Below are 17,666 nucleotides of genomic sequence, written 5' to 3' on the forward strand. Positions count from 1 at the left end.
ATGAAAAAACATAATTTTAGTGCAGGGCCTTCTATCTTGCCTCAAACTGTTTTTGAAAAGGCTTCACAAGCAGTAATTGATTTCGAAAATACGGGACTCTCTATCTTAGAGATTTCCCACCGAAGTTCTGAATTTCTGAATGTTATTGAACGAGCCAGAGCTTTGGCTTTGGAATTGGCCGGATTGGATGATTCGTATGAAGCGTTGTTTTTGCACGGAGGAGCGAGTACTCAATTTTTGTCAGTTCCGTATAATTTGTTAGAAAATAAAGCTGCTTATATTGACACAGGAACGTGGGCAAATAAAGCTTTAAAAGAAGCTCAAATGTTTGGAAAGGTAGAGGTTATTGCTTCCTCTAAAGATACTGGTTATCGGCATATTCCAAAGGAGTATTCAATTCCTAAAGATATTGATTATTTACATATTACAACCAATAATACCATTTACGGGACGCAGTACCACAGTTTGCCTACAACGAAAGTCCCCTTAGTGGCAGACGCAAGTTCGGATATTTTTTCAAGAACAATGGATTACTCAAAGTTCAGTGTCATTTACGCTGGTTCTCAGAAAAATATAGGTCCATCAGGTAGTACACTTGTGTTAATCAAGAAAGACGTTTTAGGCAAAGTATCTCGAAAAATTCCGTCAATTTTGAGTTATGAAAATCAAATTGGAAATGAGAGTATGTTCAATACCCCAACTACGTTCTCAATATACGTGAATTTGTTGGTTTTAGAGTGGATTCAGGCAAAGGGTGGACTACAAGGAATGGAAAAATTGAATCAAGTTAAGGCTGAATTGATTTATAATGAGATAGATAGAAATCCTTTGGTGTTAGGGTACGCTAATACAGAGGATCGTTCTTTGATGAATGTTGTGTTTAATTTGAAAGATACATCTGCAGAAATATTATTTGATGCACTTTGTGAAGAAGCAGGAATTAGCGGGATTAAAGGACACCGAAGTGTAGGAGGTTATCGAGCATCTATCTACAACGCAATGCCTTTAGAGAGTGTACAACTGTTAGTGGAAGTCCTCCAGTTACTTGAAAGAAAAAGCTGAAGGTAAAGGATTACATTAACTTTATCATCTCTCTCTATATAGTATCATTAATCCTTAGTCCTATCAGCTTTTCGAGGGTGCAAAAATAAATATTTTTTTGGAATGCCCAAAAATGTTTTTATATTTGTATGTTTAAAACGTATAATAATATGCAAAATATGTATAAAATAGGGGTAAACATTCGTAAAGTAAGAGAACTACGGGGGTATTCACAAGAATATGTGGCAAATAAACTAAATATCAGTCAAGCGTCCTATGCACGAATGGAAAGTGAAGATACTAAGATTACAGTGGATAGGTTATTTCAGATAGCCAAAATTTTAGAAACAAATGTGAGTGATTTCTTTGATAACAGCGGAATAAACATTCATTCACAGGTCTATAACGGTGAAGCCTACTGCAATGGATATATACAAAATTTGGTTGTAGAAAATAAAGATACGGTTAATAAATTAATTGAACTATATAAAGCACAGCTACAGGATAAAGATAATCAAATTCAGTATTTAAAAAGTCTTTTGGCTCAATTTACCCCCTGAAATATTGCTATTTTTTTGACAGTTTTCGAGCCAAAAGAAGTCAAAAAATATATCAACCGACCTAAAAAAATATAAATCTATGAAAATCAGACTTTTATTTTTGTTATCTTCTTTTTTTCTCTATGGATGTCACCACCAAGAGAAACCTATTTTGGAGGAGCAGACTCCACTGATTGACTATGTGAATCCTTTGATGGGAACAGATTCAAAGTTCGAGCTTTCCAATGGAAATACGTATCCAGCCATAGCTTTACCTTGGGGAATGAATTTTTGGACACCTCAAACCAATAAAATGGGCGATGGATGGACGTATCAGTATCAAGCCAACAAAATTCGAGGATTTAAACAAACCCATCAACCCAGTCCATGGATCAACGATTATGGAGCTTTTGCTTTGATGCCTGTGGTGGGCGATTTGAAAATTGAAGAAAGTGAACGAGCATCTTGGTTTTCGCATAAAGCAGAGATAGTTAAACCGCATTACTATAAGGTATATCTGGCTGATTATGATACTACTGTTGAAATAGCTCCAACCGAAAGAGCAGCTCAATTTAAGTTTACATTTCCAGAATCGCAGAAGGCTTACATACTTTTGGATGCTTATTTCAAAGGGTCGATGGTAAAAATTATTCCTGAAAAACGGAAAATTATAGGTTATGCTCGGAATCATAACGGAGGTGTTCCTGATAATTTCCATAATTATTTTGTAGCAGAGTTTGATACTGATTTTGAGAATGTTATTACTTGGGGCGATCAATGGAGATTGTTGGAAAACAATACTGAAAGTGAAGGAAATCACGTTGGAGCAATTGTGAAATTTGCTACCAAACGGGGGCAAGAAGTGCGAGTGAAAGTAGCGTCATCGTTTATCAGTTGGGAACAAGCTGAGCGTAATTTGAACGCTGAAATAGGCAACGATTCGTTCGAACAAACCAAAAATAAGGCTCTGAACCGTTGGGAAGAAGAACTTGCTAAGATACGTGTCAAAGATAGCAATATTGATAATATACGAACATTCTATTCATGCCTCTATCGTGTGTTACTTTTTCCCCGAACGTTCTATGAATTGGACGAAAAAGGCGAAATTGTACATTACAGTCCCTACAACGGAAAGATCGAGAAAGGTTATATGTTCACTGACAATGGTTTTTGGGATACATTTCGAGCTGTTTTTCCGTTCTTTAATCTGATGTATCCAGAGATGAATCAGAAATTTATGAAGGGATTGGTAAATACCTATTTAGAGTCAGGTTGGTTACCCGAATGGGCGAGTCCGGGGCATCGTGATTGCATGATTGGGTCAAATTCAGCTCCTATCATAGCTGATGCTTTTCTAAAAGGAAATATTTCCAATGAAGATGCCGAAATTTTGCTTGAAGCCATGTTGAAAAACGCTACTCAAAACGAAGGACGACCTGTCAAATCCGTGGGGCGTGAGGGTGTTGATTTCTATAATGAATTAGGATATGTTCCTTACAATGTGGGTATTAATGAAAATGTAGCTCGTACTTTGGAGTATGCCTATGCTGATTTTACCATTTACCAAATGGCTAAAGCGATGGGTAAAAACGACATTGCTCAGACTTACAAACAAAAATCGTTGAATTATCACCATATGTTTGACAAAGAAAGTGGTTGGATGCGAGGTAAAAACGAAGATGGGACATTTCAATCACCTTTCAATCCACTGAAATGGGGTGATGCTTTCACCGAGGGTAATAGTTTGCACTACACTTGGTCAGTTTTCCATGACATTCAAGGATTAGCAAATTTGATGGGAGGAGGTGCTGCCTTTGAGAAAAAATTAGATGAGGTTTTTGAAATGCCACCTCTGTTCGATCACTCGTATTATGGATTTACTATTCACGAAATCAGAGAGATGCAGATTATGGATATGGGCAATTATGCACATGGTAACCAACCGATTCAACATATGATTTATTTGTACAACTACGTTGGTAAGCCTCATAAAACCCAAGAGAAAATTCGTGAGGTAATGACCAAACTTTATGCTCCTACCCCCGATGGATATTGCGGAGATGAGGATAATGGACAAACATCGGCTTGGTATGTGTTCAGTGCGTTAGGATTCTATCCTGTGACTCCTGCCACTGATGAGTATATTATCGGAAGTCCAGTTTTTGAGAAAGTAACAGTACAACTTCCAAATGGTAAAAAGCTCATCATCAATGGTGTTAAAAACTCTTTGGAAAACAAATATATTGACCATGTCGTATTAAATGGAAAACCTTGGGATAAACCTTACATTCCTTTTGAGTTTTTCAAATCCAATGGACGTATTGATTTCCATATGACCCATATGCCGTCAGATAGTGGTATTGCAGGAGAAAAACCGTATTCAATTAGCAAGTGAAAATTGATAATTATTTTGAAAATTAGGTACTTTTATGATGAGATATCTATTTTAAAAATCATGTGAATATCTAAAAAGAAAGGAATCGCAAAAAAAAAATGAAATTATGAACCGAAATCTATTATCTCTGTTGTTTTTTATCATAAGTCTTTCCGCTTTTTCTCAGAATTACCAAGTGATTTATAAAACGGAAGTCAATATCGATAATCTCAAAAACATCAAAGATCCTATAATCAAAAATAATGTTGAGAGCAAATTAAAAGCAAAACAAAGCCACAGATTTCAGCTGTTAGTTGCAGGGGACAAAGCGGTGTATTCATTTTATGAGCAAATGCTCCCTGAAGGAATACAACTTCCTAAGGTCGAAAGATTCTATTACAAAGGAAATCAGGTTGTTGCAGAAAGAGAAGGCGTGTTTGTGAAATATGATTTGAATCATCATCAATGGACAATTACCGATGATTCGGTTACTATAAATGGTTATGTGTGTTATCGTGCTTTTACCAAACGACCTCACCTGATAGAAGCCTTGGGAGATGAGGAACAGGAAATGGAAGCGTGGTTTTGTCCTGATTTTCCTGTCAAATACGGCCCTGAAGATTTTTTTGGACTTCCTGGGTTGGTACTTGTTGCGAGAACGAAGGGAGCGACAAGCAGTTTGGTAGTCGAGAAAATCATACCCCTAAAATCTGCTCCCCAATTGAAATTCCCAAAAATAGATAAAACTTTTACTCCTGAAGAATATAAAGTCTTTGTAAATAAAGAAGTTAATGAGTTTCTTGAAAAATTGAAATAAACTTCCCTTTTTGAATGCGTTTATTTTTCTTTCTGCTTATATTGTGTTATTTTTCAGGTTATTCCCAAGAAAGCTTGTTTGAAGGAACGGTCAGAGATAGCCTTGCTCCGTTGGAAAATGCAAACTTATTGGCACGTCCTGCCCAAAAAGGAGGTCGAATATTGTTTGCTACGACCGACAAACAGGGGAGGTACAAATTCAACTTGCTTCGTGATGTCGAATATGTGATTTCAGTGTCCTATTTGGGATATAATCCTCAAAATATTACGATTACGGCAACGAGCGAACGTTCGGAACATCATTTTGTACTCAAAAGTACAGGAATTGAACTTACCGAAGTAGTCATTTCTGCTGAGAGGCTTCCTATCACTGTTAAAAAAGATACGACCGTTTATAAAGTTGATGCTTTTGTGTTGGGTAACGAACGCAAAATGAAGGAAGTACTGGAAAAACTCCCAGGTGTGGAGGTGGACGATGTTGGCATAATCAAGGTACAGGGCAAACAAGTAACTCAAATGTTAGTAGAGGGACGTTCCTTTTTCGGAGGGAGTTCAAAATTGGCTGTTGAAAATATTCCTGCCGATGCGTTGGACAAAATTGAAGTAATTGACAATTTTAACGAGGTCAGTTTTTTGAAAAATGTATCAAGTTCTAATGAGTTGGCAATGAATGTTTTACTGAAAGAAGACAAAAAGAAATTCGTTTTTGGTGACCTCGAAGCTGGGGCGGGAAATGATAGTCACCACTTAGCACATACCGCCTTGTTCTATTACCATCCCGAATTGAATTTGAACCTCATAGGCGATGTTAACGATTTTGGAAAATCGGCGTTTTCTTTCCAAGATTTGATGCGTTTTCAAGGAGGACGCAGTCGTTTCACTAAGCAACGAGGGGTATCAGTAAATCTTTCTACGTACAGTAAAAATAACCAAAATATGTACCGCCATAACGCTCAGTTTTTAGCGTTCAATTTTGGGTATATGTCTACCTCCAAACTCTATTTGTCTGGGTTTAGTATATTTTCAAAATTGCTAACTGATTACAAAAAAGATACTTCTATTGAGTATCTTACCAATCAGACACCTCTTTTGGAATGGCAACAGCTTACTAACGAGCAACAGAATCTGTTGGGAATGGGGAACATCAAGGTGGATTATTCTCCTTCGTCTGATGAAAAATGGTTTTATAATGCTCAGTTTGATGCTAATAATAATCACATTTCTAATGATTTAGTTTCCAAATCGCCTCTCAGAACCCGAAATGTAAATTCATTGACCGATACTGATAATGTTTCGTTTAAGCAATATGTGGAATGGCATAAGGTTTATAACCGTAAGGAAACGACTACCTTTGTCATAAATCATAGTTATGACAAAATTTCTCCTAATAATCAGTGGATTACGAATCAGTTAACTTCTTTACCGTCTTTGTTGCCATTGCTAACCGATACAGAATATCATTTGGTACAAACCAAACAGACCAAGAAACATCAAATAGATGCTATTTTTAAACACTATTGGACGATTAATGATTTGAATCATTTATATACCAATGTAGGTAGCAATCTGGAAATGAGTTTGTTAAATGGAAATGAGAAACAATTACTTACTGATGGAAGTTCTAATAACTTTGTTTCGGTAGGTTTTGGAAATATGTATGATTACACCTTGTCAGATGCTTTTTTAGGGTTGGAATATCGTTTTAAAATTAATAAATTGGTTTCAAAAATTTCTACATTTTTACGATATTATAGGCTTAAAAACAATCAATTAGTCAATAAAAGAACGTCTGATTTGTTGGCTTTTGAACCTGCTTTTGAAACTACCTATGAGTTTAGTAATTCAGAAGAAATTAAATTTCATTATGCCAAACGAAATATATTTCCTAAAGAAGAAATGTTATCAGAAAAATTTTCGTTACTGTCCTATAATGCCATTACGAAAGGAAATCCAATGTTGGATAATGAATTATTTCATTCATTTTCATTGAATTATAGGCGAAACAGTTTTTTCAAACGAATGATATTATCAGCTCATTTGTCATTTAGTAGAAAAACGAAAACCATAGGTAGTGAGTATATTTTTGAAGATATTAATCGTTTTTCGACTTGGTTTTTGACTCATAAACCTGAAACTTCGTGGAGTTTTATGACTACGCTGGAAAGAAAAATTTTAGGTATGCAGTGGGGACTGACTTACGCTGGTTCATGGAACGATTATGTACAGAAAATGAATCGTATTATCACAGAAAATCGTCGAGAGAATCATAGTGTAAAGGCTTATACAAGAGTTGTTTACAAGAAAATGAACCTGAATGTTTCTTATACAAAAAATTGGAATGCACATCGGGGAGTTTCTTCAACAAAACTCGTATCCGATTATTGGCTTACTACTGGAAGTTACCGATTTACAAATGATTTTTCGACGGAATTCCAGTATGCTTATTTTAGAAATGAGCAACTTAATTCAAATCAATTAGCCGATTTTCAGTATTTAAATATATCGTTGGACTATCAGAGATCCAAAAGTCCGTGGGGGTTTCATTTAGCAGGAAATAACGTTTTGGGTACAAAGACTAAAATAAATAGCAGTATATCAAATTATTATGTGGTGATGCAAACTACCCACGTGATGCCTCGAACGATTGTTTTTTCAATTCGGTATAAACTCTAATCTACATCGAAAACTTGAGTTCTCTTAGGTTAAACACATATTACAAATTGAATTATAGAAATATAGAGTTCATTTTATATTTCTACTTGTTTTAAAACAAATTGCGTAAACTTTATGTTTTTTCAACTTTGAAGGTTAAAAATACTTTAAATAAATAAATCAAAAGTTGATAATTTTTTGTGTTAAACCTAAAATTCCTATAAAACTGATATGAAAATTAAATAAAAAATGTACCTTTGTCCAAATATTCATATTTTAGCATGACAAGGAATTTTTTTTTGTTATTTTTTTTAGGCATATTCTTAACTACTTCGGTATATGCTCAGAAAAAATATACTTTTAGTGGGCATTTTGTTGATGCCTCAAATGGAGAGTTGTTGTTGGGAGTTAATTGTATTATCAAAGAATTAGGTACCGGAACAACTTCCAACGAGTATGGTTTTTTTTCCATTACACTTCCCGAAGGAAAATATACCATATCTATTGAGTCTATGGGATTTATGACCATTACGGAGGAATTGGTATTGGATAAAAATATCCGTAAGGATTACAAATTATCTGCCGAAGCAATTGAATTGGATGGAGTAGAGGTATTTGCCAACACTTCCTCAAAGGTGGATATCCGAAAACCTGAGATGAGTACAGTTTCCATCCCTATTTCGACTATTAAAAAGCTACCCGTACTCATCGGTGAAGTAGATATTATAAAAACTTTGTTACAGATGCCTGGAGTGAGTAACGCAGGAGAGGTGTCATCAGGCTTCAATGTGCGGGGTGGTGGAGCTGACCAAAATTTAGTACTTTTGGATGAGGCTACCATTTTTAATTCATCACATTTGTTTGGTTTTTTAAGTGTGTTCAATGCCGATGCAGTTCGTGATATGAAACTTTACAAAGGAGGAATTCCAGCGCGTTATGGAGGTAGAACTTCTTCGGTTTTAGATATTTACCAAAAAGATGGAAATCGGAATGATTTCGGAATGACAGGTGGTCTGGGGATTTTGTCCTCAAGGTTGTTAGCTGAAGGCCCTATCGTTAAGGAAAAGAGTTCTTTTCTCATAGGCGGACGCGCTTCGTATGCTCATTTGTTTTTGAAGTTTACAGATAATAAAAATTCGGCTTATTTCTACGATCTAAACACAAAATTGTCCTATAAACTGAATGATAACAATACACTCTATTTATCCGGTTATTTCGGTCGTGATTTTTTTGATTTGAGCGATAATTTGAGAAATGTCTATGGTAATGCTTTGTTTAATTTACGCTGGAATCATTTGTTCAACGACAAGCTTTTCTCTAATTTATCGTTGATTTTTAGTGATTATTATTACGGTTTTATGTTTAATTACATTGGATTTCAGTGGGATTCAGGTATCAAAAACTTCAATTTGAAATATGATTTTAAAAATTATATATCTGAAAAATTCAAACTTTCCTATGGAATTCAAGGTTTGTACTACGTTTTTATACAAGGAAAATTATCCCCAAGTTCTCCCGACTCGAATATCAAAGAGCAATATCTACCTAATAAATATGCCTTTGAAAATGGATTCTACATTGATGCAGAACATAGTATAACCTCTTCGTTGAATTTGTCTTACGGACTTCGATTAAATTCCTTCTACCATTTGGGAAGTCGAGAAATAAACCGTTATGCTAACGATCAACCAGTTACGTTCAATCCTAATCGAGGTGTATATCAAAAAGGAGTTCCTATCGGTACTGATTATTACCCTAATAATAAGATAATAGATTTGTTCAGTCACCTTGAGCCACGTTTGACTTTATCGTATGCTCTGAATGATAATCGTTCGTTTAAAGCAAGTTATGGTAGAAATGCTCAATATTTGCATCTCATTTCAAACACTTCATCACCAAGCCCATTAGATGTTTGGACGCCAAGTGACCAATATTTAAAGCCACAAGTTAGCGATCAGTTTGCTGTCGGATTTGCTACTAACTTTGCTGAAGACAGGTATAGTTTTGAGGCTGAAACCTATTACAAAACTACCCAAAATAGGTTGGATTATATTGATGGAGCTGATTTGATTGCCAACAAAGCTATTGAACAAATTGTGTTGAGTGGGCGTAGTCGTGCTTATGGTTTGGAGTTGTTGTTGCGTAAAAATACGGGAAAATTAACAGGATGGATAGCCTACACCTTGTCTAAATCCGAGCAACAAACCCCAGGTCGCACACCTCAAGAAACAGGAATTAACAACGGAGAATGGTATAGTACACCGTATGACAAACCTCATGATTTGTCTATTACGGCAACCTATGCTTTGAGTCCGAAATGGACTTTTGGGACTGTTTTTAATCTACAAACAGGACTCCCTGCTAATTTCCCAGTGGGAACATATCAATATCTTAATATGATTGTTCCAAACTATAGCAAACGCAATGAATATCGTTTACCAACCTATCACCGATTAGATATTTCAGCAACTTACACGCCTCAAAAACAACATAAGCGCTGGAAAAGCGAATGGAATTTTGGAATTTATAACCTTTATAACCGAAAAAACGCTGTTTCTATTTCCTTTCGTGAAAATTCAGATACTCATTTGAATGAAGCTGTCAAGTTGTCGATTTTTGGGATTATTCCAAGTGTAACCTATAACTTTACTTTTTAAAATGAGAAAAATTTATACCATAATATGTATGCTTTCGTTCGCACTGAGTTCGTGTGAAGAAGTCATTACTTTAGACATAGATAATGAAAAACCTCAATTGGTGGTAGATGCCTATATTGATTGGAAGAAAGGAGATACTCAAGCCATTCCCGTAGTGCATTTGAGTTACACAACCGATTATTACAGCAATCTTCCTTCACCAAAAGCCACTGGAGCAGCTGTTAAAATTACTACTTACCATAGTGAAGAATATATTTTGCAAGAGATTAGTCATCAGCAATTTGCAAATATTTTTCCACCGACAGAATACCCAACAGTATCCAACCATCTAGGAGGAACTATTTACGCCTTTCCAGACGGAATTACTCCTGTTTTGGGGCGGGATTATATCTTGCATATTGAGTATGAAGGGGAAAAATACGTAGCTAAAGCTCGTATGAAGGAAACAGCTATTGTTGATCCCTCACGAACACAACAAAATGACAACGGAGGAATTTTTGGAAATAAAACCGAAGCTCGATTCTTCTTTAATGGATTTGCTAATGAAGAAAATGCTTATTTGGTGCGAATGAAACACAAACAGAAAGAAGATAGATATACTCTGGATGATAAATTCATCGCTGATCAAAAGTTCTTTTTCACAACCAATGGTTTCCAAGAGGAGTTGAAAAAAGGTGATCAAATTTATGTCTCTTTATATCGTATATCATATGAATATAAACAAATCATAGACTTTTTGGCGGACGTAGCCATTAACGACCAAGGTAGGGGAGCAGGACCTCCATCCAATAACATTCCTGCTCGTATTTTAGGAAATGTAACACATGAAACCAATCCGAAGAAAAATCCGTTAGGAGCTTTTCGTGTGGGGCAGTATTCTGAATTTCAATATATTGTTAAGTAGAAGTGCAATCTTTTGATTATTGTTCTGAGATTAAAAACATAAGTTTAATTTCATATTGGTTTTCTTGATATTTTCGAACTTTCGCCTTTATTTAAGTTCTGCTAAGTCGCACAAACATAAAAAATGAAAATAGCTGTTGTAGTTCTAAATTGGAATGGAAAGCATCTTTTGGAAAAGTTTTTACCTTCATTGGTAAAATATTCGCCTCAAGCATCTCTTTATTTGGTTGACAATGCCTCGACAGATACCTCTGTGGAATACGTTAAAAATACGTTTTCGGATGTTCATATTGTTAGTTTACCTACTAACGAGGGCTATGCTCGAGGGTACAATCAAGGGTTACAGCAGATTGAAGCAGATGTATATTGTTTATTAAATTCAGATATTGAAGTAACTGAAAATTGGTTGATTCCGATTGAAAAATTGTTCAAAAATCCTGAAATAGGGGTTGTACAGCCCAAAATATTAGATTATAAGGATAAAAACCACTTTGAATACGCTGGAGCTGCGGGTGGTTTTATTGATAAATATGGTTTTCCTTTTTGTAGGGGACGTATTTTTGATGTTGTAGAGCAGGATTTAGGACAGTATGATACTGAAATGGATGTGTTTTGGGCATCGGGAGCCTGTTTTTTTATTCGTTCAGATGTTTTTAAACAGATGAATGGATTCGATGAGGATTTCTTTGCTCATCAAGAAGAAATAGACCTTTGTTGGCGGATACATAGATTTGGAAAACGGGTTGTTTATACCCCACAGAGTAAGGTTTTTCACGTAGGTGCGGCTACCCTGCCCACCGATAATCCTAAAAAGACCTATTTGAATTTCAGGAATGGATTGTTCATGCTACTTAAAAATTTGCCACAGAAGAGAAAATATCGAATTTTATTTTTACGAATGTTGTTGGATGGAATTGCAGGAGGACGTTTTCTTTTCCAAGGAAAAATAAGCTTTACATGGGCAATTTTCAAGGCTCATATGAGTTTTTACAGATATTTTTTTAAATTTAAAAACAAAAGAAAAGGAACTGATTTTCTGTTATATTATGAAGTAGAATCTATTGTTTGGGAATATTTTATTAAAAATAAAAGAACTTTTAACAAATTAAAATAGTATTTTTGCCTTTATATAAACCTTTAAAATTAAATATAATGAGAAAGATTTTTGTAGCTATTTCATTAGTGAGTTTGGTAACAGTTTCGTGCGTATCGAACAAGAAATATGCAGAGCTAGAACAAAAGTACAAACAAACAGATGAATTACTAAACACGGCAACTGTCAAATTGAATGCTTGTTTGAAAGATTATGAAAAATTGCAGTATCAAGTGTCAAGCCTAAAAAATGAAAATGATTTGTTGCGTGAAAACAATCAGCAATTGATTAATAATATGGGTAATTTGACAACCTTAACCCAAAAAGGAGCTGAAAATCTTGAAAAATCATTGGAAAGTCTTCGTGAGAAAGATTTGACAATCAGAAACTTAAGAGATGCAGTAACTCGTCGTGATTCTATCAACTTAGCCTTAGTGCAAAGTTTAAAGGGAGCCATTGGTAACTTAGACGACCAAGATATTGAAGTGAAAGTTGAAAAAGGAGTTGTTTTTGTAAATATTTCTGATAAGTTGCTGTTCAGCAGCGGAAGCTATGCAGTTACTAACCGTGCTAAAGAGGTGTTAGGTAAAGTGGCTTTGGTTGTGAAAAATAAGCCTGATTTTGAGTTTATGGTTGAAGGACATACTGACAATGTACCGTATAAAGCTAATACAGTTATTAAAGATAATTGGGATTTGAGCGTACTTCGTGCAACTGCAATCGTTCGTATATTACAAAAAGATTTTGGTGTAAGTCCAGAGCGTATGACGGCAGCAGGACGTAGCGAATACATACCAGTTACAACTAATGACACCAAAGAAGGAAAAGCTCAAAACCGTAGAACACGCATCGTAGTACTTCCTAAACTTGATCAATTCTATAATATGATAGAAGAAGGAATGAAAGATCCGGCTATTAATAAATAATTAAATAGTTTAAAGAAGCTGTCCAAAAAGTAATTTGTTGTTTTGTTATTTTAGTTTGTTGAGCTCTTGTTCAATTGTAGACATAAATCTTGCAAGTACAGATTTTCTAATTTCAACACGAGAATATTGCTCAACAGAATCTAAATCAATTGCAAGAGAAAAAAAAATACTTTTATGACAGCTTCTTTTTTATTGAAAGTTATTCCAATTTAATTATATTCAGTATCTTTGTCATTGGATTTGTTTAAGAATCCGATAGATAATGAAGAAAAAAAAGAGAAAATATAATAAAAAACCATCGGTTCAACCTCGAAAGTCTGATGTTACTACACCTCAATTACCGAAACCCAAAGAGGATGTTTCTGAGGAATCTAAACCTAAGGTAGACACTTCTCAAATTCCTATTGTAACAGATACAAACCCTAAAATACATAATTCAAGACCGCGTTCAAAGAAAAAAAGTAGAAGAGGGGATTGGCAAACTTTCTTGCGAGAGGTCAGGAGGTTTATTGACATGCTCTCGCCTATAGAAAAATCTGTAATCATTACGCTTTCTTTCATAATATGTATTTTGGTCTTAATGTTGCGTGTTCAGCTTAAAGCTAAGGAAGCTGAAATTATGTTGGAAATGAATTTTACTCCAGAAGTTGCTGAATTTGATATTCCTCCCGAAGAAAGCAAGGCTGAACAAGGCATAACGGAACAAACAAGGATTACTATAAAAACTTATAATGAAGCAGATAGAGCTTTAAAACACGCTGATGAGCCTTTCAAAACCTTAGATGAAATTTTAGCAGAACGCGAAATGAAAGAGGCTAGTGAGTCATTGCTAACGGATAAAATTTCCGATGTTGTAGTTACAACAGATGTCGGGATAGAACAAAACCAGCAAGGCGTCAAAAGAGAAGAAGTTGTCAATAAAAACACTTTAATAAAGTATGCTTTAGTCGATAGAGAAGTCAGGGGCGATTTGCCTAATCCTGTATTTACGTGTGAGGAAGAAGGCAAGGTCGTTGTTGACATAAAGGTCAATGAAGAAGGCAAAGTAGTAACAGCTTCCATAAATCGAGAGCATTCAACTACCACTAATGGTTGCTTAGTTGAGAATGCTCTGGCGTATGCTCGTCAAGCACGATTTAATGTCTATTTGGACAGAAAAATGCAAAGCGGTACAATCACCTATTTTTTTCAATCTAAACGATAAAATCTTATGATAAAAAATGTAATTGTTTTTTTTACAATAGTTTGTTCGTTTTTCTCATGCAATGGTTTGGGATCACAAAAAACACGCAATTACAATCTCAAAGTTCAACCACAAAAAAAGGAATATCATCTAAACGATACCGTTCAACTCTCTGTTTCTGATAATGATTTTGGAGAAGCGGTGGCTTCGGTAAGTTATAAAATCAATGGAGAGGAGCTTACGTCCATGGAAGGATCTTATCTTTTAAAAAATATAAAATTAGGTAAGCAAATTATTGAAATTGAGGTGGTAACAGAGAGTGGGAAAGAATATACGTTCCAAAAAGAATTGACAATTTTGGCAGATAAAGCCCCCAAACTCTACACTTACAGAATTATAAATCAATACGATCATGATAAAACTGCTTATACCCAAGGGCTTGAATTTGTGGGAGATACTCTTATAGAAAGTACGGGGCAATATGGTAAATCAACTCTACGAAAGTGGAATGTTTTTACAGGACAAGAGTATAAAAAAATCAATTTAGCGTCTCAGTACTTTGGGGAAGGAGTTACTGTTTTTGATAATAAAATTTTGCAACTGACATGGCAAGAAAACTTAGGTATTGTCTATGATTTGGATTTGAATCAGCAGCAAACATTTGCCTACGGGAAAAGTAAAGAGGGTTGGGGTTTGTGCTACGATGGAAAAAAAATCTATAAAAGTGATGGTACGGAGAAAATTTGGATATTAAATCCGAATACGTATCAAGAGGAAGATTTTATACAAATTTCTACTGATAAATCCTTATTTTCAAATGCAAACGAGTTGGAATGGGTGAACGGGAAAATTTACGCCAATACCTACCAGAAAGATGGAATAATGATTATCAATCCCCAGAATGGGGCTATTGAAGGTATTGTGGATATGCGTGGGTTGAAAGAAAAAGTGGAACAAATACCTGAATTAGATGTGTTAAATGGGATTGCTTATCACCATAATAGAAAAACGTTTTTTATAACAGGAAAAAATTGGAATAAAATTTTCGAAGTAGTTTTTGAAGAAAAGTAGGGACTTAGTTTTCTACGTTTTTTCTCTATCATCACATACACGACCTGATTTTTAAAATCGTGAATAAATTCAACTTGAGGTTTAATTGGTTGGTATGTAGATAGTTAATAGGATAAAACTGATAAACCTTTTTGATAATACGTCATAAATCATTTTTTTTATGTAAGTTTGCCAAGTTACAAGTATATTTTGGCACTTATTTTGCCCTTTCACAGAGAATTAATTAATATAGAAAACCTGTAGTAATGAAAAAAATTTCAGCATCTTTACTTTTATTTTTCATATCCTTTGCATCCTGTAGTTTTGCAAAAAAGTTTGAAAATCCTGACAAAGACAAACTATTGTTGGAGATTGTACAGTACGTGCTTAGTAATGGACATTTCAGTCCTATGCAAATCAACGACGAGTTTTCTAAAAAAATGTACAAAAGCTATATTGAGCAATTGGATAGCCAAAAACGTTATTTTCTACAATCGGATATCAACGAGTTTAAAAAATACGAAACTCGTTTGGATGATGATTTGAAACGAGGCGATATTTCATTTTTTAATCTCACATACAGCCGTTTGATGCAACGAATGAAAGAATCGCAAGAAATTGCAAAGCAGATATTTAAAAAACCGATTGATTTTAATTCTAAAAAAACAATAAGCACTGATTTTGAAGAAATTCAATATGTTAAAACAAAAACCGAAATGCAAAATCGATGGAATCAGATCATCACTTTTTCGGCTATTTCCAATTATTTAACCAAAGAAAAGGAAGAAAATACAAAGTTGGAGAAAGATAGCACCTACAAAGTGAAGTCTGCTGAGGAATTAAAAAAAGAATCGGTGGAGAATGCTGAAAAAACACTCACAGAAATTTTTTCGATTTATGACGATATGCTCGAAGAAGAATGGTTTTCCATATATGTGAATGCTTTTGCTGAGACCTTTGATCCACACACCAACTATATGGCTCCCGACATCAAAAAAAGTTTTGATCAAGGAATGTCAGGAAAATTTGAAGGTATTGGAGCTCAATTACAGAAAAAAATTGACGGTATTCGAGTTACAACAATCATTCTAGGAGGGCCTGTTTGGAAAGCTAAAGCATTGGAAGTGGGAGATTTAATTCTCAAAGTAGCTCAGGGCAAAGAAGAACCTGTTGATGTTGTTGGAATGCGTTTGGATGAGGCTATTAAACTCATAAAAGGGCCAAAAGGGACTGAGGTGCGTTTGACTGTTAAGCGTGTGGATGGAACTATCGAAACGGTGGGTGTGATTCGGGACATTGTTGAAATGGAAGAAACCTATGCAAAATCAGTGATAGTGAATCATAACGGCAAAAAATATGGAATTATAGACTTACCCAAGTTTTATATGGATGTGGAGAACTACAATTCCAAAAATGCCGCAACCGATATGGCAATTGAGGTTGAGAAGTTAAAAAAGCAAGGTGTTGCTGGAATCATTGTTGATTTGCGAAACAACGGTGGTGGCTCGTTACGTTCAGTGGTCGATATCGCAGGGTTGTTTATCAAATCAGGGCCTGTGGTGCAGGTCAAATCTTCCCAAGGGCGTGTTGATAATCTCGCTGACACCGATTCACGTACGCAATGGGATGGTCCCTTGGTAATTATGACTAATGAATTGTCAGCTTCAGCATCCGAAATTTTAGCGGCTGCAATGCAAGATTATAAACGTGCTATTGTTATGGGGGGTAAACAAACTTTTGGGAAAGGAACGGTACAAACTTTTGCTGATTTGAATCAGTATGTTCGACAAAATTCATTCGGCGATTTGGGAGCTTTGAAGATTACGATTCAAAAATTCTATCGTATTAACGGGGGGTCAACTCAGCTCGAAGGAGTGAAAAGCGATATTGTTATGCCCGATAAATACAAGTATATTGATGTGGGAGAACGCGATATGTCTAATGCTATGGTTTGGGATAAAATTAAAAGTCAGCAGTACGTACCTCTGAAAAACGATGAGTTGTTTGCACGTGTAATAGCTAATAGCCAAAAGAGAATACAAGAAAATCCAAATTTCAAATTGATAGACGAAAATGCGAAATGGATTAAGCAACAACAAGATGAGAATATATTTCCATTAAACTATGAGGCGTACAAAAAACTCATGGAAAAAAATGAAGAAGAATCAAAGCGTTTCAAAGCTATTTCCGAATATAAATCAAACTTAAAGTTCTCTTCTTTGCCAAGTGATGAAGCTAAAATTGGTAAAAACGAAGATTTAAAGCTTCGTAGAGACCGTTGGCATGAAAACTTACAAAAAGACATTTATTTGGAAGAAGCCGTGAATGTTTTGGAAGATTTGGCTCAAAAATAACAAATGAAATATTGAGATTTAGAGTTTCTGAATCTCAATGTTTTTTTTAATCGATGTTTTCAGTTCCAGTCTACGAAG

The 17,666-nt window shown here is 35.1% G+C and carries 12 protein-coding genes; all 12 read left to right on the plus strand.

The window, feature by feature from the left end; all coding sequences use genetic code 11:
• The 12 genes from serC (at position 1) to CCAND38_RS00525 (ending at position 17,588) form a co-directional block, all read left to right on the plus strand.
• On the plus strand, positions 1–1,062 hold the full coding sequence (serC, locus tag CCAND38_RS00470; RefSeq protein ID WP_042342935.1) for a 3-phosphoserine/phosphohydroxythreonine transaminase: 1,062 nt from the start codon (positions 1–3) through the stop codon (positions 1,060–1,062).
• Positions 1,063–1,220: 158 nt separating this feature from the next.
• A complete protein-coding gene (locus CCAND38_RS00475; RefSeq protein WP_042008106.1) occupies positions 1,221–1,601 on the plus strand; it encodes a helix-turn-helix domain-containing protein in 381 nt (126 codons plus the stop codon).
• A 79-nt stretch (positions 1,602–1,680) separates the two neighbouring features.
• Positions 1,681–3,975 (plus strand): GH92 family glycosyl hydrolase, encoded by a 2,295-nt coding sequence (locus tag CCAND38_RS00480; RefSeq protein WP_082024921.1) that lies wholly within the window; start codon positions 1,681–1,683, stop codon positions 3,973–3,975.
• 106 nt (positions 3,976–4,081) lie between these two features.
• Positions 4,082–4,771: a GLPGLI family protein gene (locus tag CCAND38_RS00485; RefSeq protein ID WP_082024922.1), complete on the plus strand. Its 690-nt coding sequence runs from the start codon at positions 4,082–4,084 to the stop codon at positions 4,769–4,771.
• A 14-nt stretch (positions 4,772–4,785) separates the two neighbouring features.
• Positions 4,786–7,443 carry a carboxypeptidase-like regulatory domain-containing protein gene (locus tag CCAND38_RS00490; protein ID WP_042342937.1) on the plus strand — a complete coding sequence of 886 codons (2,658 nt, stop codon included), beginning with the start codon at positions 4,786–4,788 and terminating at the stop codon, positions 7,441–7,443.
• A gap of 260 nt (positions 7,444–7,703) precedes the next feature.
• Positions 7,704–10,079 carry a TonB-dependent receptor gene (locus tag CCAND38_RS00495; RefSeq protein ID WP_042342939.1) on the plus strand — a complete coding sequence of 792 codons (2,376 nt, stop codon included), beginning with the start codon at positions 7,704–7,706 and terminating at the stop codon, positions 10,077–10,079.
• Between the two features lies 1 nt (position 10,080).
• Positions 10,081–10,983: a DUF4249 family protein gene (locus CCAND38_RS00500; RefSeq protein WP_042342941.1), complete on the plus strand. Its 903-nt coding sequence runs from the start codon at positions 10,081–10,083 to the stop codon at positions 10,981–10,983.
• Between the two features lie 123 nt (positions 10,984–11,106).
• A complete protein-coding gene (locus tag CCAND38_RS00505; protein WP_042342947.1) occupies positions 11,107–12,096 on the plus strand; it encodes a glycosyltransferase family 2 protein in 990 nt (329 codons plus the stop codon).
• Positions 12,097–12,134: 38 nt separating this feature from the next.
• Complete coding sequence (locus CCAND38_RS00510; RefSeq protein WP_042008015.1) at positions 12,135–13,001, plus strand: OmpA/MotB family protein; 867 nt, start codon at positions 12,135–12,137, stop codon at positions 12,999–13,001.
• A gap of 262 nt (positions 13,002–13,263) precedes the next feature.
• Positions 13,264–14,205, plus strand: coding sequence for an energy transducer TonB family protein (locus tag CCAND38_RS00515; protein WP_052458043.1), 942 nt, complete (start codon positions 13,264–13,266; stop codon positions 14,203–14,205).
• Positions 14,206–14,211: 6 nt separating this feature from the next.
• Positions 14,212–15,255: a glutaminyl-peptide cyclotransferase gene (locus CCAND38_RS00520; protein WP_064504528.1), complete on the plus strand. Its 1,044-nt coding sequence runs from the start codon at positions 14,212–14,214 to the stop codon at positions 15,253–15,255.
• A gap of 245 nt (positions 15,256–15,500) precedes the next feature.
• A complete protein-coding gene (locus CCAND38_RS00525) occupies positions 15,501–17,588 on the plus strand; it encodes a carboxy terminal-processing peptidase (protein WP_042342951.1) in 2,088 nt (695 codons plus the stop codon).
• Positions 17,589–17,666 lie beyond the last annotated feature (78 nt).

The organism is Capnocytophaga canis, from assembly GCF_000827555.1.
Classification (GTDB): Bacteria; Bacteroidota; Bacteroidia; order Flavobacteriales; family Flavobacteriaceae; genus Capnocytophaga; species Capnocytophaga canis.